20 protein-coding genes are annotated in these 19,876 nt (G+C 64.3%); 13 read left to right on the top strand and 7 right to left on the bottom strand.

The window, feature by feature from the left end; translation table 11 throughout:
- Positions 1-66 precede the first annotated feature (66 nt).
- The 3 genes from rplT to QMG25_RS10860 all read left to right on the top strand — a co-directional run bounded on the left by rplT (position 67) and on the right by QMG25_RS10860 (position 2,504).
- Positions 67-450: a 50S ribosomal protein L20 gene (gene rplT / locus QMG25_RS10850; RefSeq protein ID WP_104091346.1), complete on the top strand. Its 384-nt coding sequence runs from the start codon at positions 67-69 to the stop codon at positions 448-450.
- A 67-nt stretch (positions 451-517) separates the two neighbouring features.
- Complete coding sequence (locus tag QMG25_RS10855) at positions 518-1,429, top strand: TrmH family RNA methyltransferase (RefSeq protein WP_283460098.1); 912 nt, start codon at positions 518-520, stop codon at positions 1,427-1,429.
- 139 nt (positions 1,430-1,568) lie between these two features.
- Entirely contained in the window at positions 1,569-2,504 is a 936-nt protein-coding gene (locus tag QMG25_RS10860; RefSeq protein ID WP_283460101.1) for a cation diffusion facilitator family transporter, read from the top strand.
- Positions 2,505-2,595: 91 nt separating this feature from the next.
- Here QMG25_RS10860 and QMG25_RS10865 read toward each other — a convergent pair whose 3' ends face one another.
- Positions 2,596-3,813 carry an MFS transporter gene (locus QMG25_RS10865; protein WP_283460103.1) on the bottom strand — a complete coding sequence of 406 codons (1,218 nt, stop codon included), beginning with the start codon at positions 3,811-3,813 and terminating at the stop codon, positions 2,596-2,598.
- 133 nt (positions 3,814-3,946) lie between these two features.
- Here QMG25_RS10865 and QMG25_RS10870 point away from each other — a divergent pair, with 133 nt between their 5' ends.
- Together QMG25_RS10870 and QMG25_RS10875 are read left to right on the top strand one after the other, a co-directional pair.
- Positions 3,947-4,366, top strand: coding sequence for a (deoxy)nucleoside triphosphate pyrophosphohydrolase (locus QMG25_RS10870; RefSeq protein WP_283460176.1), 420 nt, complete (start codon positions 3,947-3,949; stop codon positions 4,364-4,366).
- A 78-nt stretch (positions 4,367-4,444) separates the two neighbouring features.
- Complete coding sequence (locus QMG25_RS10875) at positions 4,445-4,636, top strand: DUF5302 domain-containing protein (RefSeq protein WP_283460105.1); 192 nt, start codon at positions 4,445-4,447, stop codon at positions 4,634-4,636.
- A gap of 72 nt (positions 4,637-4,708) precedes the next feature.
- Here QMG25_RS10875 and QMG25_RS10880 read toward each other — a convergent pair whose 3' ends face one another.
- The gene (locus QMG25_RS10880) at positions 4,709-5,923 is read right to left on the bottom strand and encodes an Rv2578c family radical SAM protein (RefSeq protein ID WP_283460107.1); all 1,215 of its coding nucleotides are present in this window, start codon (positions 5,921-5,923) and stop codon (positions 4,709-4,711) included.
- Positions 5,924-6,129: 206 nt separating this feature from the next.
- On the opposite strand from QMG25_RS10880, the gene QMG25_RS10885 reads away from it, so the two are divergent.
- Positions 6,130-7,629, top strand: coding sequence for a long-chain-fatty-acid--CoA ligase (locus QMG25_RS10885; RefSeq protein ID WP_283460109.1), 1,500 nt, complete (start codon positions 6,130-6,132; stop codon positions 7,627-7,629).
- Between the two features lie 48 nt (positions 7,630-7,677).
- Here the strand turns inward: QMG25_RS10885 and QMG25_RS10890 are convergent, their stop codons facing one another.
- Genes QMG25_RS10890 through QMG25_RS10900 form a run of 3 tightly spaced genes read right to left on the bottom strand, consistent with a single transcriptional unit; the run spans position 7,678 to position 9,469 of the window.
- Complete coding sequence (locus tag QMG25_RS10890) at positions 7,678-8,331, bottom strand: SIMPL domain-containing protein (protein ID WP_283460111.1); 654 nt, start codon at positions 8,329-8,331, stop codon at positions 7,678-7,680.
- Positions 8,328-8,924, bottom strand: a complete 597-nt coding sequence (locus QMG25_RS10895; protein WP_349307127.1) for a hypothetical protein — start codon at positions 8,922-8,924, stop codon at positions 8,328-8,330. Before QMG25_RS10895 ends, QMG25_RS10890 begins: the two co-directional genes overlap by 4 nt.
- On the bottom strand, positions 8,921-9,469 hold the full coding sequence (locus QMG25_RS10900; protein ID WP_283460113.1) for a hypothetical protein: 549 nt from the start codon (positions 9,467-9,469) through the stop codon (positions 8,921-8,923). The genes QMG25_RS10895 and QMG25_RS10900 overlap by 4 nt, the downstream gene beginning before the upstream one ends.
- Here QMG25_RS10900 and QMG25_RS20525 point away from each other — a divergent pair.
- Complete coding sequence (locus tag QMG25_RS20525) at positions 9,453-9,689, top strand: pentapeptide repeat-containing protein (RefSeq protein ID WP_502866385.1); 237 nt, start codon at positions 9,453-9,455, stop codon at positions 9,687-9,689. The two genes, QMG25_RS10900 and QMG25_RS20525, sit on opposite strands and share 17 nt — an antisense overlap.
- Here the strand turns inward: QMG25_RS20525 and QMG25_RS10905 are convergent.
- Positions 9,583-10,329, bottom strand: coding sequence for a hypothetical protein (locus QMG25_RS10905; protein ID WP_283460115.1), 747 nt, complete (start codon positions 10,327-10,329; stop codon positions 9,583-9,585). The genes QMG25_RS20525 and QMG25_RS10905 overlap by 107 nt on opposite strands.
- 186 nt (positions 10,330-10,515) lie before the next feature.
- Between QMG25_RS10905 and pheS the strand changes: the two genes are divergently transcribed.
- From pheS to QMG25_RS10925, 4 genes are all read left to right on the top strand, one after another.
- The gene (gene pheS / locus QMG25_RS10910; protein ID WP_283460177.1) at positions 10,516-11,601 is read left to right on the top strand and encodes a phenylalanine--tRNA ligase subunit alpha; all 1,086 of its coding nucleotides are present in this window, start codon (positions 10,516-10,518) and stop codon (positions 11,599-11,601) included.
- 3 nt (positions 11,602-11,604) lie between these two features.
- A complete protein-coding gene (gene pheT / locus QMG25_RS10915; RefSeq protein WP_283460118.1) occupies positions 11,605-14,148 on the top strand; it encodes a phenylalanine--tRNA ligase subunit beta in 2,544 nt (847 codons plus the stop codon).
- A 332-nt stretch (positions 14,149-14,480) separates the two neighbouring features.
- Positions 14,481-14,945: a hypothetical protein gene (locus QMG25_RS10920; protein WP_283460121.1), complete on the top strand. Its 465-nt coding sequence runs from the start codon at positions 14,481-14,483 to the stop codon at positions 14,943-14,945.
- Positions 14,946-15,046: 101 nt separating this feature from the next.
- Complete coding sequence (locus QMG25_RS10925) at positions 15,047-16,000, top strand: FUSC family protein (protein ID WP_283460123.1); 954 nt, start codon at positions 15,047-15,049, stop codon at positions 15,998-16,000.
- A gap of 302 nt (positions 16,001-16,302) precedes the next feature.
- On the opposite strand, the gene QMG25_RS10930 is transcribed toward QMG25_RS10925, so the two are convergent.
- The gene (locus tag QMG25_RS10930; RefSeq protein WP_283460125.1) at positions 16,303-17,277 is read right to left on the bottom strand and encodes a quinone oxidoreductase family protein; all 975 of its coding nucleotides are present in this window, start codon (positions 17,275-17,277) and stop codon (positions 16,303-16,305) included.
- A 134-nt stretch (positions 17,278-17,411) separates the two neighbouring features.
- Between QMG25_RS10930 and argC the strand changes: the two genes are divergently transcribed.
- Together argC and argJ are read left to right on the top strand one after the other, a co-directional pair.
- A complete protein-coding gene (argC, locus tag QMG25_RS10935; protein ID WP_283460127.1) occupies positions 17,412-18,458 on the top strand; it encodes an N-acetyl-gamma-glutamyl-phosphate reductase in 1,047 nt (348 codons plus the stop codon).
- Positions 18,455-19,624: a bifunctional glutamate N-acetyltransferase/amino-acid acetyltransferase ArgJ gene (gene argJ / locus QMG25_RS10940; RefSeq protein WP_283460129.1), complete on the top strand. Its 1,170-nt coding sequence runs from the start codon at positions 18,455-18,457 to the stop codon at positions 19,622-19,624. Before argC ends, argJ begins: the two co-directional genes overlap by 4 nt.
- Positions 19,625-19,876: the final 252 nt, after the last annotated feature.

The following is a 19,876-nucleotide window of genomic DNA, read 5'->3' on the forward strand; positions in this document are numbered from 1 at the left end:
CCATTCCAAACAAAGCCTTCCCCGGCATGATTGGCTTGGGATCTTTAAACTTGAAGGAGTACGCACGTGGCACGTGTGAAGAGGGCCGTAAACGCCCACAAAAAGCGTCGGGTTGTTCTTGAGCGCGCAAAGGGTTACCGCGGACAGCGTTCACGCCTTTACCGCAAGGCCAAAGAGCAGCTGCTGCACTCGTTTGTGTACAGCTACGGCGACCGCCGCAAGCGCAAGGGCGACTTCCGTCGCCTCTGGATCCAGCGCATCAACGCTGCATCACGCGCCAATGGCCTGACCTACAACCGCTTGATCCAGGGCCTGAAGGCCGCTGAGATCGAGGTTGACCGTCGCATGCTGGCCGACCTGGCCGTGAACGACGCCGGTGCCTTCGCCGCTCTGGTGAAGATCGCCAAGGCTGCCCTGCCTGCTGACACGTCAGCCCCGGCCGCCAAGTAATTCCAGTTTTGCCTTCAGGAACGTATTGGTTCCTGATTCCTGCGAGGTGACTGCTACAGTCCTAAGCATGAGTGAACCCGGGCGCCCGCCAGCAGAAGCAATGACAAATCCTCGAGCAGATCGAGTGAGGGACGTTGCCAAACTGGTCGGGCGCCCGGGCCGTTTAAAACGCCGCCAGTTCCTGGCCGAAGGACCCCAAGCTGTTCGGGAAGCCCTGCGCGCGCACCGTGAATGCCTGGCCGCTGGCGGGACACCTGTGGTGGAGGCGTTGTATGCAACAGTGGAGTCCCTGAAGAAGCACCCCGACCTGCTCGAACCGGACTCTGCGCCGGGTTCGCGTCTGCAGGTGCGCATAGCCAGCGAACTGGTGCTGGCAGCCATGACAGACACGGTGTCCCCTCAGGGAGTGCTGGCCGTGTGCAATTTTGTGGACGTTCCCCTTGCCGAAGTGTTTGCTTCCAAGCCCAAGTTGATCGCCATGCTGGTCCAGGTGCGGGACCCCGGCAACGCCGGAACGGTGCTGCGGGCGGCAGATGCTGCCGGTGCCGATGCCGTAATCTTCTCCCACTCCAGTGTGGACATCTACAATCCAAAGGCCGTGCGGTCCACCGCCGGATCTTTGTTCCACCTTCCCATTGTGCTGGGCGCTGACCTCGCCGAAGTGGTGGAGGCTGCCAATGCTGCCGGCGTGGGCACCCTGGCCGCCGACGGCTACGGCCAGCTGAACCTCGACTTGCTGCAGGACGAAAGCGCGGCGCGTTCCTTCGACCAGCAGATGCCCGACTCCAGCTATGCGCTGGAAGATCCCACGTTGTGGCTCTTTGGCAACGAAGCGCAGGGCCTGGCTGGTGAAGAGAAAGCGTTGGCCGACCACCGTGTCGCGGTGCCTGTGTACGGGGCTGCGGAGTCCCTGAACTTGGGCACGGCCGCCACTGTCTGCCTGTACGCGAGTGCCAGGGCGCAGCGCCGGACGCAGTAGCCTGGGCGTGTAATCAGGCACAGTACGGTGGTGCTAGAGCCAGATCCGGTAGCGTGGCCCTGTAGAATACTTTTCGTTGTGGGCATCTGGCCCATGCCGGCGTGCCAGCAGGGCCGCCACGAACGAGGGGGAAGCCACCGTGTCTCATGAAGGCAGCAACAAGGCAATAATTGCGGCGCTTGTCGCCAATGTTTGCATTGCCGTATTGAAGTTTCTGGCCTATTTTTTGACTTTGTCTTCATCGATGCTGGCCGAAGGCATCCACTCTTTGGCAGATTCAGGCAACCAGCTGTTGCTGTTGGTGGGCGGGAAGAAGGCCAAGCGCCAGGCCAGCCCAGAGCACCCGTTTGGCTACGGGCGTGAACGCTACGTTTATGCTTTCATCGTCTCCATCGTGCTCTTTAGTGTCGGCGGTCTCTTTGCCCTGTATGAGGCCTACCAGAAGGTGCAGCACCCGCACGGCATAGAACCGCAATGGGCATGGGTTCCGGTGGCAGTGCTGCTGGGGGCGATCGCTTTGGAAAGCCGGTCCTTTTATGTGGCCCTGCAGGAATCAAACGCTGCTCGAGGCAAGCGCAACCTGATCCAGTTTATCAGGACGTCTAAAGCACCCGAATTGCCGGTGGTCCTACTCGAGGACGCCGCAGCCCTTGTGGGCCTTGTCTTTGCACTCTTCGGCGTGTCCATGACAATCGTTACCGGCAACGGTTTGTGGGATGCGGCCGGCACTGCTTTGATTGGCCTGCTGTTGGTGTGTGTGGCGGTCATCCTGGCGCTGGAGACCAAGTCGCTGCTCCTGGGGGAGTCCGCCACGGTGGAGGATGTGCGTGCGGTTGAAGCGGCCCTTGTGGGACCAGGGGTGAGTAGCATTATCCACCTGAAAACCTTGCATCTGGGACCGGAGGAGCTGCTGGTGGCGGCCAAGATCGCCGTGTCGGAGTGTGAAACCGGTGCGCAGATTGCCGCAGCCATCAACGCCGCCGAATTGCGGGTACGCGCCGCCGTTCCCATCGCCACGGTGATCTATCTGGAACCAGACATCTATGCGGAGCAAGCACCTGCTCCCAAGCCGTAATCAGCATCGCGCCCCCGCTCCGGGCATTATCTGGCTACAGGCCTGAACAGGCCTGGACAGGCCTGCGGGACAGGCCGGCGTTGGATGCGGCTCAGATTGGCAGGGTGGCCTTGCTGCCGACCTTGTCGAGGAGGCCGCTGAACAGTGCAATGGCCAGCCCCAGTACGGCAAGTGCCGCACCCACCATCGCCGGGGCGGTGTAACCCCAGCCCCAGGTAATGACAAGGCCGCCGGCAAATGCGCCGAGGGCGTTGGCCATGTTCAGTGCGGAGTGGTTCAGCGACGAGGCGAGCGTTGGGGCTCCTGGGGAAACATCGAGCAGGCGAGTCTGCAGCGACGGCACGAGCATGGACCCGGAAGCTCCAATGACGAAGATCATCACCAGTGCCATCAGTGGGATGTGCACGGTGGCTGCGTAGATCACCAGGATCACGGCGATGAAGCCCATCATGGCGTAGATGCTGCCCATGACGGACCAGTCCGCCATCCTGCCGCCAATGTAGCTGCCCGCCACCATGCCCAAGCCGTACAGCCCCACGATGATGGGGAGGAAGTCGGAGGGGAAGCCGGCAACGTCCGTCATGGTGTTGGCGACGTAGGTGTACACGGCGAAGAAGCCGCCGAAGCCGACAACACCCACCAGCAGTGTCAGCCAAACCTGGCCGCGACGCAAGGCGCTGAGCTCACTGCGCAAGCTTGCGTCGGGATGGGCCTTCTGGGCCGGGACAAAGATCGAGATGAACACGATGGTGACGAGACCAATGATGGCCACCAGCACGAACAACCAGCGCCACCCAAATTGTTGCCCCACAAAGGTGGCCAGCGGTACGCCCAGCACATTGGCCACGGACAGGCCCATCATGACCATCGAGATGGCCCTGCCCCGTTTGGTGGGTGCCACCAGGGATGCCGCCAATACGGCGGCTACGCCAAAGAAGGCGCCATGGGGCAGGCCGGCAATGAAGCGGGTGAAAAGCAAAGTTGTGTAGTCCTGGGCGAAAACGGACAGCAGGTTGCCCACGGTAAAGAGCACCATGAGCCCCAGCGCCAGAGCTTTGCGCGGCATCTTTGCCCCGACGGCCACCAGCAGCGGAGCGCCCACCACGACGCCCAGTGCGTAGGCGGAAATCACATGCCCTGCCGTGGGCACGCTGACCCCCACGCCTTCGGCGACATTGGGCAGCAGGCCCATCATGGCAAATTCGGTGGTGCCGATGCCAAAGCCTCCGATGGCCAGCGACAGGATTGCCAGGGCCACAATGTTTGGGGAGAAGGAGGTGGGCTCGTGCTGGGTTTTATGCAGGGTCATGAAGCAACTTTCGCAGGGTGGTTTTCCTTCGCTGGCGCACGGTGCCGGGCAGGTGGTGCCAGCGCCACTGGGCTGGGTTGTGCCGCGAGAGGCAGCTTCCAGTGTAGTTCGTTACTAGACTGGCTTGGTGACGATGAAGAAGCAGATAGTTGGCGCCGCCCTGGTGGACTCCCTTGAACGCCCCGCGAAGCTCCTGGCCGCGAGGCGCACTGCCCCGCCGGAGTTCGCCGGCATGTGGGAATTCCCGGGTGGCAAGGTGGAGCCGGGGGAGACCCCGCAGCAGGCACTGCACAGGGAACTGGCCGAGGAGCTGGGGGTGCGGGCCGAATTGGGCATTGAGCTGGAATGTCCGACGTCGGCGGGCTGGCCCTTGAATGCCAGCGCCGCCATGCGCGTGTGGCTCGCCCGTGTGACGGAGGGAACACCGGAGCCGTTGGAGGACCACGACCTGCTGCAATGGGTTGAACTTGACGGTGCAGGGATCTTGGCGCTGGATTGGATCCCCGCCGACCTGCCGATTGTGCACGCACTTGTGGCTTTTGCAGCCAAATAATAAAAGGGCCCATGCGGGTGTTGAAAACCTGGCACCGTGTGCCAGACTGGGGTTTGAAAACCCCAAGGAGGTTGTGCCATGACAAGTGGTAAGCACGACGAACAAACCCCCACCGGTGCCAGTGATGAAACGAAGGAAAAGTTTCGCCAGGCCCTGGAAAACAAGAAGAACAAGCAGCATGGCAGCGTCGAAGCAGCCAATGATGCAAAGATCAGCTCTTCGCACGGTTCTGCAAGCCACAAGCGCGAGTTCCGCCGCAAGAGCGGATAGCCGACGAAATTTGATGCTTCCAGCGCGCAGGCCGGGCGAGCGACAGGGCCTGGTGCCAATCCGGCTGGTGCGTTAGAAGAGGGTGGGCGAAGGATCGGAAAAGGCGGGAGTCCCCACGGGGGTTCCCGCCTTTTGCGACTCTTCACTGCCACTGAATCTGCTGCTTTCGCGCTCTGGTGGCGGCAGGCTGCCCGCCGGGTATCGGGCTTCTTCGCGCCGGGGATCGTGGACGAACGCTTGGGTGGTGAAGCCGTTGCGGGCTTTCGCTTCGTTGACCCTGGCGGCCAACCATTGCCGGTACTCCTTGGAAGCATAGGCGCCGCTGCCATACAGGCGCCGGTAGCTGCCCACGAGGGCCGGGTATTCGCGTGCCAACCATTGCATGAACCATTCCCGGGTTCCGGGGCGCAAAAACAAGGCGCCGGCGCTCACCCCTGTGGCCCCGGCACGCGCCAGGGACGCGAACAGGGCATCCAAGGCTTCCGGGGAATCCGTGAGCCACGGCAGGATGGGCATGGCCATGACACCGCAGGGCAATCCGGCGTCGCGCAACTTGCCAATCAAGGCCAGCCGAGCCTGGGGAGCAGGTGTTCCCGGTTCCAGCGCCTGTGCCAGTCCCTCGTCCAGCAGTGCCAGCGAAATGCCGACACCCACGCTGACCTGTTTCCCTGCTGTCCGCAGCAACGGGAGGTCCCGGGCCAATAGCGTTCCCTTCGTCAGGATGGAAAACGGCGTGCCGGAATCCGCCAAGGCGTTGATGATTCCGGGCATGAGCTTGTAGCGACCCTCGGCCCGCTGGTAGGGGTCTGTGTTGGTTCCCAGCGCCACGTGCTCGCGCTGCCAGGAAGGCTTGCGCAGTTCCTTGTGCAGGACTTCGGCAACATTGACCTTGACGACAACTTGTGAATCAAAGTCCTTCCCCGGGTCAAAGTCGAGGTAGCTGTGGCTTTTCCGCGCGAAGCAGTACACGCAGGCGTGGGAGCATCCACGGTAGGGATTCACCGTCCAGCCAAACGGCATCGAAGAAGTGCTCGGGACCTTGTTCAAGGCCGACTTTGCGAGCACCTCATGGAAAGTGATGCCGACAAACTCGGGTGTCGTGACACTCTTCACCAACCCGGCCAAGGGCAGCAACGGCAGGGCTGCCCCGGCTGCTTCCGCTGGGCCGGCATTGTTCCTGTCCTCCTTTCCGGCCGGGGTCGCACGGGGCTGCCCCGGTACGGGCTGGTTGGTGTCAGCCTGATCGGGGAAGAGTGGCTGGTTGAGCTGTTGACGTGTCCACCGCATGGCAATATTAGAACATATATTCTATCAACGGGGCAATGCCCGGCATGGAAAGATTTTATTACTCGCCGGTAACAATGTGTCGTGTATCACCCATGCTGGCATTATGGTTGAACCATGGGGCGAAGGCGCCCCAACTGCCCGGGAGCAGGCGACGTCCCTTCAGGGACATGCGTCCCGCCGGGCAGCCTCACCACCAAGGAGCGGACATGACGAACCTGGCCACCATCGTTGGCGCATCTGCGCAAAGCAATCCCGCAGGAGTCGCCATCAAGTTGGACGACATTGAAATTTCCTTTGGGGCCTTGGAAATGCTCAGCGCCAAAGTTGCCGGCCTGCTGGCTGCGAACGGGATCAAACCCGGGGACAGGGTGGCACTCATTTCGCCCAACCTGCCGCAAATGCCGCCCTTGTACTACGGCATCCTGCGTTTTGGGGCCATCGTAGTTCCACTGAACCCGCTGTTGAAGGCCCGGGAGGTTGAGTATCACCTTGCCGATTCCGGCGCCGTGCTGGCCTTCGCTTGGGAAGGATCCATGGGGGAGGTCGAACCCGCCGCAGCCGCCACGGGGACACGGACCATCCCGATCGACGCAGCGCTCATGGGCGTCGTGTCCGCGGCTGAGGCCATCACCGACATTGCGCCGGCAGAGGTGGATGACACCGCCGTCATTCTTTACACCTCGGGCACCACAGGCAAACCCAAGGGGGCCGAGCTGACGCATGGGAACCTGCTGAGCAATGCCGAGTTGTCGACGCATCTTTTCAGCATCGCCCCCGGGGACGTGATCTTTGGCGGCCTGCCGTTTTTCCATGTCTTTGGCCAGACCTGCGCACTGAATGCCGCAGTGCTGGGCGGGGCCACCGTGACCATTCTGCCCAGATTCGAGCCGGTCAAGGCCTTGGAGATCATCCAGCGGGACAAGGTCACCATCTTTGAAGGCGTTCCCACCATGTACATCGCGCTGCTGCGCGCCCCGGGGCGGGAGAACTATGACGTCTCCAGCCTGCGCGTGGCTGCCTCGGGCGGCTCGGCGCTGCCGGTGGAAATCCTGCACGAATTTGAAAAGACCTTCTCAGCGACCTTGCTGGAAGGCTACGGCCTCTCCGAAACTTCCCCCGTGATCTGCTTCAACCAGGTGGACGGGGTCCGCAAGGCCGGCTCCATCGGCACGGTGGTCGACGGGGCGCAGCTGAAGGTGGTGGACGAGGAAGGCAACGAAGTGCCCACCGACACCGTCGGCGAGATCGTCGCGGCAGGCGGCTACATCATGAAGGGGTACTGGAAGAACCCAGACGCCACGGCCACCGCCATCAGGGACGGTTGGTTCTTCACCGGCGACCTCGGCCGCAAGGACGACGACGGTGTGTTCTTCATCGTCGACAGGAAAAAGGACATGATCCTGCGCGGCGGCTACAACGTCTACCCGCGGGAAGTGGAGGAAGTCCTCTACGAACACCCCGCCGTCGCAGAGGCCGCCGTCATTGGCAGGCGCGACGACGTCCACGGCGAGGAGGTTGTCGCTGCCGTGTCGCTCAAGGAAGATGCGGACGGGGCCGCAGACCCCGAGGCTCTCGCCGCGGACATCAAGGAATTCGTCAAGGCCCGCGTGGCCGCCTACAAGTATCCGCGCAAAATTGTCATCATGGAGGCACTGCCCAAGGGGCCGACGGGGAAGATCCTCAAGCGCGAAATTACCATCACCTAGGCCGCCGGGTGATCGGTCGGCAAGGCTGTCAGGCTGGAACGCCGGCGGCTACTCCAGGAACCAAGTCGTGGTGACAGCCAGGGAGACGTTGCTTTGGCCCGGCTCGATCGCCATGGCGCTGTCCGTGGACATGGCGGCACGGGCCATCATGGGCCGCGGCATCCCGTCGTCGTGGCCTGCGCCTTCCACTACGTGGGCCACGGCACCCAGCGACCGCCCTGCCAGCTGGGCGTATAGTTCAGCGGCCCTTCGCGCGTCGGCCCAGGCCACGGCCCTGGCCGCATCCTGGGCCGCCGAAGGATCCGAAACTACGGGGGACATGCCGTTGAGCCGGACACTGTCGCTGCCGGTGTCCACCACGGCGGCAACCACGTCTTCGGCTCCCTGGTCATAGCGCAGCGCCACGCTCAGGGTGCTGGAGACGGTGTATCCGGTCACCACGGACCCGCTGCCTTCCTGCCAGCGGGTGTCCACCCGGACGTCGAGCGAGGAGGAGCTGATCACGTCCCGGGCGATGCCTTGCGCCACGAGCGTGGCGTTGACGGCGTTCATCGCCGCACTGGCGCTCGCATAGGCCTCGCGCACCGTGGGGCGGGCGGCCTCAATGCCAATGTTGATGTTGAAATAGTCGGGGACGGCTTGGACCGTGCCCCTGCCGGTGACGGTAACCGTGTTGCTGGTGGTGTTTTCGGAATGGATCATGGGTGGTGCCTCTCCTCGGGTTCCGCAGATCGTGCGGGCTTGGCTGGGACGGGATGCTGCTGGACGGGCCGTTGCCGGACTGCGTTGTTGCGGACTGGCTTGTTCCGGACAAGCCGGAGCAGGCAATTGACGACGGCGGGCAGCCTGGCCACGGTGGGAAGTTCGCGGTAGCCGCCCTGCTGGAGACCGGCATGGCGTTCAAAGAAGTTCCGGCTCCCGGGATTGCCGGTGCGCCACAGGGACCAGGCGGCGCAGGCGGCATAGAGCGGGAAGAAGAGCAAACCCAGGCAGCACGCGTACTGGCTTGCGTGCCGGGCCTCGTGCCCCAGCAGCTCGGGCCGGGAGTCGATGAAGGCCCGGTCTGCCCGGTAAAACACAACGTTGCCAACGGTGAAAGCGCCGGCAAGGGGAAGCTTCGGTTTGTAGTGGGTGCCAAGGAGCAAACCCTGCGGACCCTTTTCCACGCGCGTGCGGCTGAGTCCGGCCAGCAGGAGTCCGGTTGCGGTGGAGAGGTTGAGGGCATTGGCGGCGGCGCGGATTCGGTGGCCGGCGGTCATTGAATGGCCGGCTTTCACCGAATGGCCGGCGTTCATTGGGGGGCCTTCATGGGGGTTGCCTTTCCGGGAAGGATGGTGGTTTCGGTGACGGTGAGTCCTGCCAAGGCCTTGGCCGTGTCCGGTTTGGAGTTCTCGCAGCCATCCAGCGGCCACTGCACGTTGATTGCCTTGCCGGCAGCATTGACAAGCCACAACTCGGGGACCAGCTCGGCATAGTCGAGGCAGGACACGTTGTGCGCACGGTCGCTGGGTTCGGCCAGTGCGGCCAGCAGGGCGGTGTAGTCCCCGGCGGTGTAGTCCCCGGCGAGGTGCTCCCTGGTGACAATGGCTTTGGCGGCGGTGGTGGCAGTGGAGGCGGAAACCTGCTGCGACCACGTGCAGAGGACTGCATCGACGGGGATGAAACCCTTCGGCACCCGTCCCTTCTGTTGGAGTGCGGGATTTGGGGCATCCGTATTCCAGCCCACGGCCGTTGAACAGTCCACAGTGTCCTGCAGTGCTGCCGGTTCTGGCTGGTAATGGGGGGTACAGGCCGTCAGAAGCAGCACCGCGGCGGTGGCCGCAATGACGGCCTGGGCCATCCAGACCCTGGGCCGTGCGGCACCAAATGCTGCGCCCGTCGCCGGAGCAGACTTGGTCGGAGCGGACCTGAATGGCGCGGACCTGACCGACGCTGGTCTGGTCGGAGCCGGCGTCACTTTGCCCCTCCGGAGGCGGGCCCGCCAGAGGGGGTGCCCGGCAAGGGTGACGGCTGCGAGTGTGTTCCCGACACGGGGACGTGGAGGGTGGTGCTGGAGGTGACAGTCAGGTTGGCAAGGGCCTCGCTGACTCCGGGCTTGGTGAAGTGGCATGCCGTCAGTGGCCACTGGACATGGACCGCCTTGCCTGCGGCGTTGAGAAGCCACAGGTCGGGGATGATTTCAGCCATCGCCGGGCACACACCCCCGTTCTGACGGTCGCTGGGTTCTGCCAAGGCAGCCAGCAGTGGTGCGTAGTCGCCGCCGAGGTGCTCCTCGACAATGGCGTATCCGGGATCGGACTCCGACTTTGGCGACGGGCCCACAGGCGGAGGTCCGGAAGGCAGGTTGAAGTCTTCGCGGCAGCGCACCACGCCGGCCGTCGCAAAGCCTTCAGGAACGCTGCCCCTGGCGAACGACGCCGGGTCCTTCAGTTCCGCTGCGCCCATGCCGGGCACCGCAACGTTGCAGTCGTATCCGGCAAGGGCAACGGCCGGCTCCGGAATGTAATGGGTGGTGCCGCCGGGCATCAGCCCGCAGCCTGCCAGCCCCACTACAACGAACACCGGCACAGGGAACACCATCGCAGGGAACGCCACAGCACGGTGCGCCGCAGCAAGGCTCCCCGGCGCACGGGGAGCGAGCAGCGGCCGGGGCGTGTCCGGCGTCGTGCTTCCCGGGGGGAGGGCGGCGGAGGTGCTCATGGGGCACAGCGTAGCAAGGCACGGGCGGGCGCGGGTCACGCGGCGGTAAAGAGCCCGCGTCGATTCAGCAGGCAAGGGGCGGATTCAAATCAGGCTGGCCGCGTCAACTAGACTGGAACAGGCGGGATGAAGCTACCCCGCCGCTTACTCGCACACGAGCTTAGGTAAAAACAGTAGATGTCAGAGATGTCCCAGAAGACGGCCGAAACGCCGGAATCAACCACCGAACCACTCGCGGTCCCAGATCCGCTTGACGAAGCCGCCATTGGCGCCGCCGTCGCGAACGCGCTCGCAGCCATCGCCGAGGCCGTCACGCTCGACGGACTCAAGGCCGCCCGGCTGGCGCACACCGGCGAAAAATCGCCGCTGAGCCTGGCCAACCGTAAAATTGGCGGACTGGCCAAGGAATTCAAGGCCGCCGCCGGCAAGATCATGGGCGCCTCGCGCGGCAGGGTTGCCAAGGCGCTCGCAGCCCGCACAGGCGTGCTGGAAGCCGAAGACGCCGCCCGTATCCTTGTCGAGGAGACGGTGGACGTCACCGCCGCGCCCCGCCGCCGCCGTGCCGGCGCACGCCACCCGCTCTCCACCCTGCAGGACAGGGTCTGCGACATCTTCGTGGGCATGGGCTGGGAGATTGCCGAAGGCCCGGAGCTGGAATCCGAATGGTTCAACTTCGACGCGCTGAACTTCGCCCCGGACCATCCTGCCCGCGAAATGCAGGACACGTTCTTCGTGGAGCCGCCCGAAGCCCACTTGCTGCTGCGCACCCACACCTCCCCGGTGCAGGTCCGCGCGCTGCTGGAACGCGAGCTTCCCGTGTACGTGCTTTGCCCCGGCAAGGTGTTCCGCACCGATGAGCTCGACGCCACGCACACCCCCGTTTTCCACCAGTTCGAGGGCCTGGCCATCGACAAGGACTTGTCCATGGCGGATCTGGTGGGCACGCTTGAACACTTCACGCGGCAGATGTTTGGCGCAGAAGCCAAGGTGCGGATCCGTCCGAACTTCTTCCCTTTCACCGAACCCTCCGCCGAGCTGGACATCTGGCACCCCGGCGCCAAGGGCGGCCCGCGCTGGATCGAGTGGGGCGGCTGCGGCATGGTCAACCCGAACGTGCTCCGGGCTGCCGGGATCGACCCGGATGAGTACTCGGGCTTTGCCTTCGGCATGGGCATTGAGCGGGCGTTGATGTTCCGCAATGAAGTCGCCGACATGCACGACATGATCGAGGGCGATGTACGTTTCAGCGAACACTTTGGGATGGAGATTTAGTCCGTGCGTATTCCACTGACTTGGCTGCGCGAGTATGCGCAGGTGCCGGCAGGAGCAACTGCCGAAGACGTTATGACCGACCTGGTGAAGGTCGGTTTTGAAGAAGAGGCCGTGCACCGTCCCTCGGATGACATCAGCGGGCCCATTGTGGTCGGCGTGGTTTTGTCCAAGGAGCCGGAAGCACAGTCCAACGGCAAGACCATCAACTGGTGCACCGTCCGCGTGGTGCCTGAAGGCACCGCCCAGATCCTTGACATCGAGGGCATAGACCCCTCCGGCGTGCAGGGCATTGTGTGCGGCGCGCACAACTTTGAGGTGGGGGACAAGGTGGTTGTCACCCTGCCCGGATCTGTGCTGCCCGGGGACTTCCGCATCACCCCCCGCAAGACCTACGGCCACGTCTCCGCCGGCATGATTGCCTCCGTGCGCGAGCTCGGCATCGGCGAAGACCACGACGGCATCCTGGTGCTCTCCACTTTGGGCCTCGATCCCGAAGTGGGCTCCGACGCGCTGGCGCTGCTGGGCCTTGACGACGAAGCCGCTGAAATCAACGTGACCCCGGACCGCGGCTACGTGTTCAGCATTCGTGGCGCAGCCCGCGAGTACGCCCACGCCACCGACAGCGTCTTCACCGACCCCGCCGCCCGGGTGGAAGTCACGGCTGCCACAGGCCCCGGCCAAGGCATTCGGCTTGCCGACGAAGCGCCCATCTACGGCAAGAACGGCTGCGACCGTTTTGTGGCGCGCACCGTCAGCGGCATCAACGCAGCGGCGCCGACCCCGACGTGGATGTCCTCGCGCCTTCGCCTGGCCGGCATCCGTTCCCTCTCGCTGCCCGTGGATATTTCCAACTACGTCATGCTGGAACTGGGCCAGCCGCTGCACTTCTACGACGCGGACAAAGTTGCCGGAGAGATTGTGGTACGCCGCGCAGCAGCCGGGGAAACGCTGAAAACCCTTGACGGCAAGGTCCGCAAGCTTCATGCGGAAGACCTGCTGATCACCGACGACAGCGGCGCCATTGGCGTGGCCGGCGTCATGGGCGGGGCATCCACCGAGGTCAACTCGGAGACCGTCAACGTGCTGATCGAGGCCGCGCACTTCGAGGAAGTCTCCATTGCCCGCTCGCGCCGCCGCCACAAGCTGCCCTCGGAAGCGTCCAAGCGCTTTGAGCGCGGCGTGGATCCCGCCGTGGCCGGCATCGCCGCCCAGCGAGCCGTGAACCTGCTGGTCGAGCTGGCCGGCGGCACCGAGGACACCACCGCCACCGACGTTGGCACGCCCGCCGTCGCAGGCCCCGTTTTCCTGCCGTTGGGATTCACCTCGGCGCGCATCGGCATTGAGTTCTCGCAGGAGCAGATCATTGGCTCCCTCAGGGACCTTGGCGCCGTCGTGGAGAAGGTCGACGGCGGATATTCGGTCACAGCCCCGAGCTGGCGTTTCGACCTTGTCACGAAGGAAGACCTGACGGAGGAAGTGATCCGCTTGGTGGGTTACGAGCTGATCCCCTCCACCCTGCCCACGGCACCTCCAGGCCGCGGATACTCCCGTGTTCAGCAACAGCGCCGCCGTGCCGTCCAGGCCCTGGCGGATTCCGGCCTGACCGAGGTCCTGGCTTACCCGTTCGTGTCAAAGGCCTCCAATGAGACGTTTGGCGTGGCCACGGCAGGCGAGACACGCGCAGCCGTGAAGCTGGCCAACCCGCTGAATGAAGAGCTTGGCTTCCTGCGGACCTCGATCCTCCCGGGCCTGATTGACATTGCCAAGCGGAACCACTCGCGCGGCTTCCACGACCTGGCCCTATATGAGTCGGGCCTCGTGTTTCTGCCCTCGGACACCCTGGGCACCGGCTCCATCCCACCATTGGGCGCCAAGCCGTCCGACGACATACTGGACGCCTTGGACGGTGGCATCCCGTACCAGCCGCTGACCATGGCCGCAGTCTTCACCGGCAAGGATTCCCCGGCAGCCCCGGGTCATGCCCCGCGTGCCTGGGACTGGGCGGACGCAGTGGATGCAGCCCGCCTTGTCGCCGATGTGACAGGCGTGGAACTGGTGGTGGAGCAGGGTTCGCACCAAGCCTTCCACCCTGGCCGTGCCGCACAGCTGAGCCTGCGCTCCGGAGAGGTTGTGGGCTATGCCGGCGAGCTTCACCCGAAGCTGCTGGCCGAGTTGCGTATGCCTGCCCGCTCGGTGGCCATGGAAATCAACGCCGAGAAGGTGTTTGAGGCAGCGGCCGACGTCATTGTGGCCAAGCCCATCTCCACTTTCCCGTTGGCCACCCAAGATGTGGCGCTGGTGGTTCCCGCCGATATTCCGGCACAGACGGTGCTGGAAACCCTGCGCGAGGGCGCCGGTGAACTGCTCGAGGACGTGGCGTTGTTTGACGAATACCAGGGCAAGGGCATCCCCGACGGCCGCAAGTCGCTGGCCTTTGGCCTGCGGTTCCGTGCCATGGACCGCACGCTGACGGCGGACGAAGCTTCGGCCGCCCGCGCGTCGGCCGTGGAACTGGCTGCAGAACGCTGCGGGGCCACACAGCGCTAATCCCCACGCCCTCCCAAGGCTGAGCTCGCAAGCGAGCTCAGCCTTGGGTCCCTCGGGCGTGTGGGCCCAGCACCCAGACGGACCAGCACCCGGACGGCGCTGGACCCAGTCGCCGTGCAGTGGCGGCATGGACAAGGATGGCGGCCTCCCCACGCGGAGAGGTCGCCGTCCTTGTCTTTTCCTGCTTGTTCCAGTTTCAGGTGCAGAGACGGGAGGCCGGGACTAGAATCCGTGGCAAGGGTTTCACCTAGTTCCGGGCGCTGCCTGGGCAGGCGACACAGGCCAAGCAGGGATGTGGGAGTGGGCACATGGAAGGGGGCAAGGTCGTGGACATGGCAAAGCGAAATCACGCTCAGCGTGCGACGCTGACACTGGTGGCCTGTTCAGCTCTCGTGGTGGCGGGCTGCGGCACCGCCAAGCCGCAGCCCGAAGGATCCGACACGCCTGGGGAGGCAGCAGGGGCGCCCGGTACTTGGGAACTGCTCAATGCCGGGGACATGACCGCGGAATCAACCACACTCCAGCTGGGCGTGACACGCGCAAGCTGCGCCGGCGGTGTCACAGGCACGGTGCTTGAACCAGTGGTGCAGACAGCTGCCGGGCGCATCACCATCACCGCCAACGTCGAACCGATGCCACCAGGCGGCTACACCTGCCAAAGCAACAACATCGTGCCGGTCACGGTCCAGCTGCCGGAACCCGTTGGCAACCGGGAACTGTTTGATGCAATATGCCTGGACAGCTCCAACCTGACCACGGCATTTTGCGTTGATGGGGGCATCCGCTGCCAGCCTTGACTGTTCCAGCCCGATGACGCGGGCGTGCTTTAGTGTTAACCCTGTCCCGACCTGCAACGAGGGGCTCCGGCGACTACAGACCTATCGAGACGATGGTATACATGGCACTCTTCAGCCGTCCCCTTCCAGGGACACTTCCCATGACGTTCAAGCTGCTGGCGGCCATTCTTGTCCCGTCAATCATCATTACGGTGCTGGCGGGGCCTTCGGCCAGCATGGGATTTGGCCTGGCCATGGGGCTGGGCATGGCCGTCACTCCCGTCAGCAAACCACAGCAGGCCGCTGTGCTGATTTTCATCGCTGCCGTACTCGGTTCCTTGGCCTCGCTGGCGGGGTCGACCCCCTGGGCTATCGCGCTCCTGATCATGGTCTCGGCCCTGTTGTTTGCCGCCTCAAACCGACGCTCGGCCGGACTGCTTTCGCTGACCCCCATCATCATCATTCTCTTCGGCCCGGGAGCGGTTGACCTCAGCTGGTGGGAGGCAGGCGTGTGGGTCATCGCGGGCGGAGTTGTTGGTGGTCTCATCACCCGGATGCTGAAGTTCCAAGCCCCCGTCCGGCCAGTGGAACCCTTTGTGGCCTGGGAACACGGAATTGCCGTGGGCGTGCTGTGTGCGGCAGTCATGTATTGGACCTTGGCCAGCAATATTCCGCACGGCTACTGGATTGCGGTCACGGTGCTCATGGCACTGCGGCCCTTGCCGGAGGAGCGCCGCGACACCTTGAACGGGCGGCTGGTGGGCACTTTCCTCGGCGCCATCATTGCTTTGCTGGCCGTGGTTTTCCTGCCCCTGTGGGGCGCCCTTGTCGTAGCGGCGCTCTCCATGTTCTTCCTGATTTGGTACACCTTGGGCGGGGCGTACGTCATGCAGGCCCTGACGCTGACCCCCATGCTGTTGATCTTTTCCTCGCTGGGGGACCTCGACCGCGGACTTGAACTGACGGCGGAACGGGTGGGTTTCACGGTCGTGGGTGTTGCCGCGGCAGTCGTGGTGGCTATCTTGCTGCGATATTGGGAACGGCAGCGCCAAAGCAGGAAAGGCCTAACTGCCTAACGCCGATCTGCTGACCCGCTGACCCGCTTCGGGGTCGTGTCGGCGCCCCGGCTGTTCATACAGCAGCTCCTGTGGGTGCGCCGCCGCGACCTGGATTGGTTCAGCAGCTCCTGTGGGTGCCTTGCCCGGACACCCGCAGGAGCTGCTGTATGCATTTGGTTTGGTGGGGCCAACCCGCAGGAGCTGCTGTATGCATTTGGTCCGGAGGGTCCAACCCGCAGGAGCTGCTGTATGCATTTGGTCCGGAGGGTCCAACCCGCAGGAGCTGCTGCACGAACGGGTGACAAGTCGGCGATTTCGGCCTAAGGCTCCAGGATGACCTTGCCGGTGGTCTTTCTGCCCTGCAACGCGGCATGGGCAGCCCCCGCCTCGGCCAGCGGGAAGCGGGCACCGATGCGGGCCGTCAGGAGTCCCGCGGCTGCGGCATTGAAAACTTCGGCGGAGCGCCAGTTGCGTTCCCTGGAGTTGAGCAGGTAGTCACTCAGCTTGGGCCGGGCCACCGTGAGGGAGCCGCCGGAGTTCAGCCTCTGCAAGTCGAACGGTGGCACCTGGCCGGAAGCGCCGCCAAACAGCACAAGTGTTCCCCGGATCCGCAATGACGCAAGGGAACCATCAAACGTATCTCGCCCCACGCCGTCGTACACCGCATCGACGCCCACCCCATCGGTGAGTTCGCGGACCTGTTCGGCAAAGTCTGCATAGCGCAGCACCTCGTCGGCGCCGGCCGCGCGGGAGAGCTCCTCCTTTTCCTCGGTGGAGACGGTGGTGATGACCCTGGCTTCGCGGTCCTTGAGCAGCTGCGTCAGCAAAAGCCCCACCCCGCCCGCGCCGGCATGCAACAAAACGGTCTGGCCAGGTTCCACGCGATACGTCGAATTCATCAAATAGTGGGCCGTCATGCCCTGCAGAGGGAGTGCTGCGGCTACATCCAGGGGAATGCTGGAGGGGATGGGCAGCGTCTTGTCCACAGCAAAAATGGTGTAATCGGCATAGCAGGCCTCACCTTCAGCCGTGGCCACACGGTCCCCAACAGCGAAGGCGGTCACACCCGGACCCACAGCAACGACTTTCCCAGCCGCCTCAGACCCTGGAGTGAACGGGAACTGCACGGGATAAATGCCTTCGCGCTCGTAGCTTTCAACGAAGTTCACACCTACAGCGGCAATCTTGACCAGCAATTGGCCCGGCCCCGGTATGGGCATGTCAATCTGCGCCAGCTTCAAAACCTCGGGCCCGCCGGGGGCGGCGGCGACAATGGCGTTGCAGGTCTCGGTCATGATGAACTCCCAATCAGTTGCTGACGTATTTGTTGGGCGCGTGCCCCCCATGATCATCATAAGTCAGTGGGGTCAGCCACGAATATATGGATAAATATCGATGACAATGAATAATTTTGCTGTATAGTCGTTTTATGACAATTTCTGTAGCCGTCTCAGGGGCCAGTGGATACGCCGGGGGAGAGGTGTTGCGCCTGTTGGCGAGCCATCCCGAAGTGAGCATCGGGGCCATCACCGCCCACAGCAACGCCGGCACGCGATTGGGGGCACTGGCGCCGAACCTGCACGCTTTGGCCGACCGGATCCTGGTCGACACCACCGTGGAAAACCTTTCCGGACACGACGTGGTGTTCCTGGCCCTGCCGCACGGCGCCTCCGCTGCGATCGCCGCGCAGCTGCCCGCCGACACCCTCGTGATCGACGCCGGAGCCGACCACCGCTTGGAAGATTCCGCCGCGTGGGAGAAATTCTACGGCTCGGAGCACGCGGGCACCTGGCCCTATGGCCTGCCGGAACTCCCCGGCCACCGGGAACGGATCCGCGGCGCGAAGCGCATCGCCGTCCCCGGCTGCTACCCCACTAGTTCGTTGTTGGCGCTCATGCCCGGCTTTGCTGCCAACGCGCTGCTGCCGGACGACGTCGTGATCGTGGCAGCCTCAGGCACCTCCGGCGCCGGCAAGGCCGCCAAGGTCAACCTGATCGGTGCCGAAGTGATGGGCTCCATGAGCCCCTATGGCGTGGGCGGCGGGCACCGGCACACCCCCGAAATCCAGCAGGGCCTCTCCAACGCCTCGGGCCTGGATGTGAAAGTTTCCTTCACCCCCACGCTTGCCCCAATGAGCCGCGGCATCCTCACCACGGCCACCGCCAAGGTCTCCGCCGACATTGCCGCACTCGAGGACCCGGAAGCTGCGCTGCGTGAGCTGTGGACCAAGGCCTACCAGGACGAACCCTTTGTCAGGGTGCTCCCCGAAGGCCAATGGCCCTCCACTAAATCCGTACAAGCTTCCAACTACGTGGCCCTGCAAATCGCCTACGACGCCAACGTCAACCGCGTGATCGTCTGCTGCGCCATCGACAACCTGACCAAGGGCACTGCCGGCGGAGCGGTACAGTCGATGAACATCGCCCTCGGCCTGCCCGAGACCACTGGCCTGACCCTTCAAGGAGTAGCACCATGAGCGTGACCACAGCACTTGGCTTCCGGGCCGCCGGCGTCACTGCCGGCCTGAAAACTTCCGGCAAACCGGACATGGCCCTGGTGGTCAACGACGGCCCGCAGAAGAGCGCCGCCGCCGTCTTCACCAGCAACCGCGTCGCGGCAGCGCCCATCCACTGGTCCCGCCAAGTGCTCAGCGACGGCCGCGTGGACGCCGTTGTGCTGAACTCCGGCGGTGCCAACGCCTGTACCGGCCCCGAAGGCTTCCAGAACACGCACGCCACGGCCGAGAAAGTCGCTGCCGTGCTGGGCATCTCTGCCACCGACGTTGTTGTCTGCTCCACCGGCCTGATCGGCGAGCAGCTGCCCATGGACAAGATCCTGCCCGGTGTTGAGGCTTCCGCCGCTGCCCTCACGGACGACGGCGGAGCTGCCGCGGCCGCTGCGATTATGACCACCGACACCGTCCCCAAGGAAGTCTCCTGGACGTCCCCGGCCAACTCCGAGGGCTTGAGCTACACCATTGGCGGCATGGCCAAGGGAGCCGGCATGCTGGCCCCGGGCCTGGCCACCATGCTCGTTGTCATCACCACCGACGCCGTGGTTGAAGCTGAAGGGCTCGACGCCGCACTGCGCGACGCCGTCCGGGTCACCTTCAACCGGGCCGACTCCGACGGCTGCATGTCCACCAACGACACCGTGCTGCTCCAGGCCTCCGGCGCGTCCACGGCCTTCCCCGACATGGCCGAATTCACCGCAGGCCTCACCGACGTCTGCGCCAAGCTGGCCCGTGCGCTGATCGCCGACGCCGAAGGCGCCAGCCACGACATCGCGATCACCACCGTCCATGCGGACAGCGAACGGGACGCTGAAATTGTTTCGCGCTCCGTGGCCCGCTCCAACTTGTTCAAGGCCGCCATCTTCGGCAACGACCCCAACTGGGGCCGCGTCCTGTCCGCCGTGGGCACCACCGACGCCGTCTTTGATCCCGACAAAATCAACGTCAGCATCAACGGCATCCAAATCTGCCGCAACGGCTGCATCGGCGACTCCCGCGACCTCGTTGACCTGGCGCCCCGCGAAGTCACCGTTGAAATCGACCTCAACGCCGGGCTGGCCCAGGCCACTATCTGGACCAACGACCTCACGCATGACTACGTCGAAGAAAACAGCGCCTACTCGTCATAAGCTGCTGGCCAGCAGCCACGATCAGGGCCCCCGCCCGCTTCGCGGACGCCCGAAGCCGCTCCCGGGGCCCTGATCGCGGCCTCCTGGCCCAGCGACTCGTGAGAGTTGGGAACGCATCCGGTGGGGAGCCGGACGGCTCGGTGGCCCCGGAGCGAGGATGGATTTTGCAAGCGAGGTCACGAGCAGCAAAATCTTACTGCTTGCGAGGGGCTGCCGACGCCGGCAGGCTCGGCGCACGAAGGCAGCACACAA

Source organism: Arthrobacter sp. H35-D1 (assembly GCF_030063185.1).
Classification (GTDB): Bacteria; Actinomycetota; Actinomycetes; order Actinomycetales; family Micrococcaceae; genus Specibacter.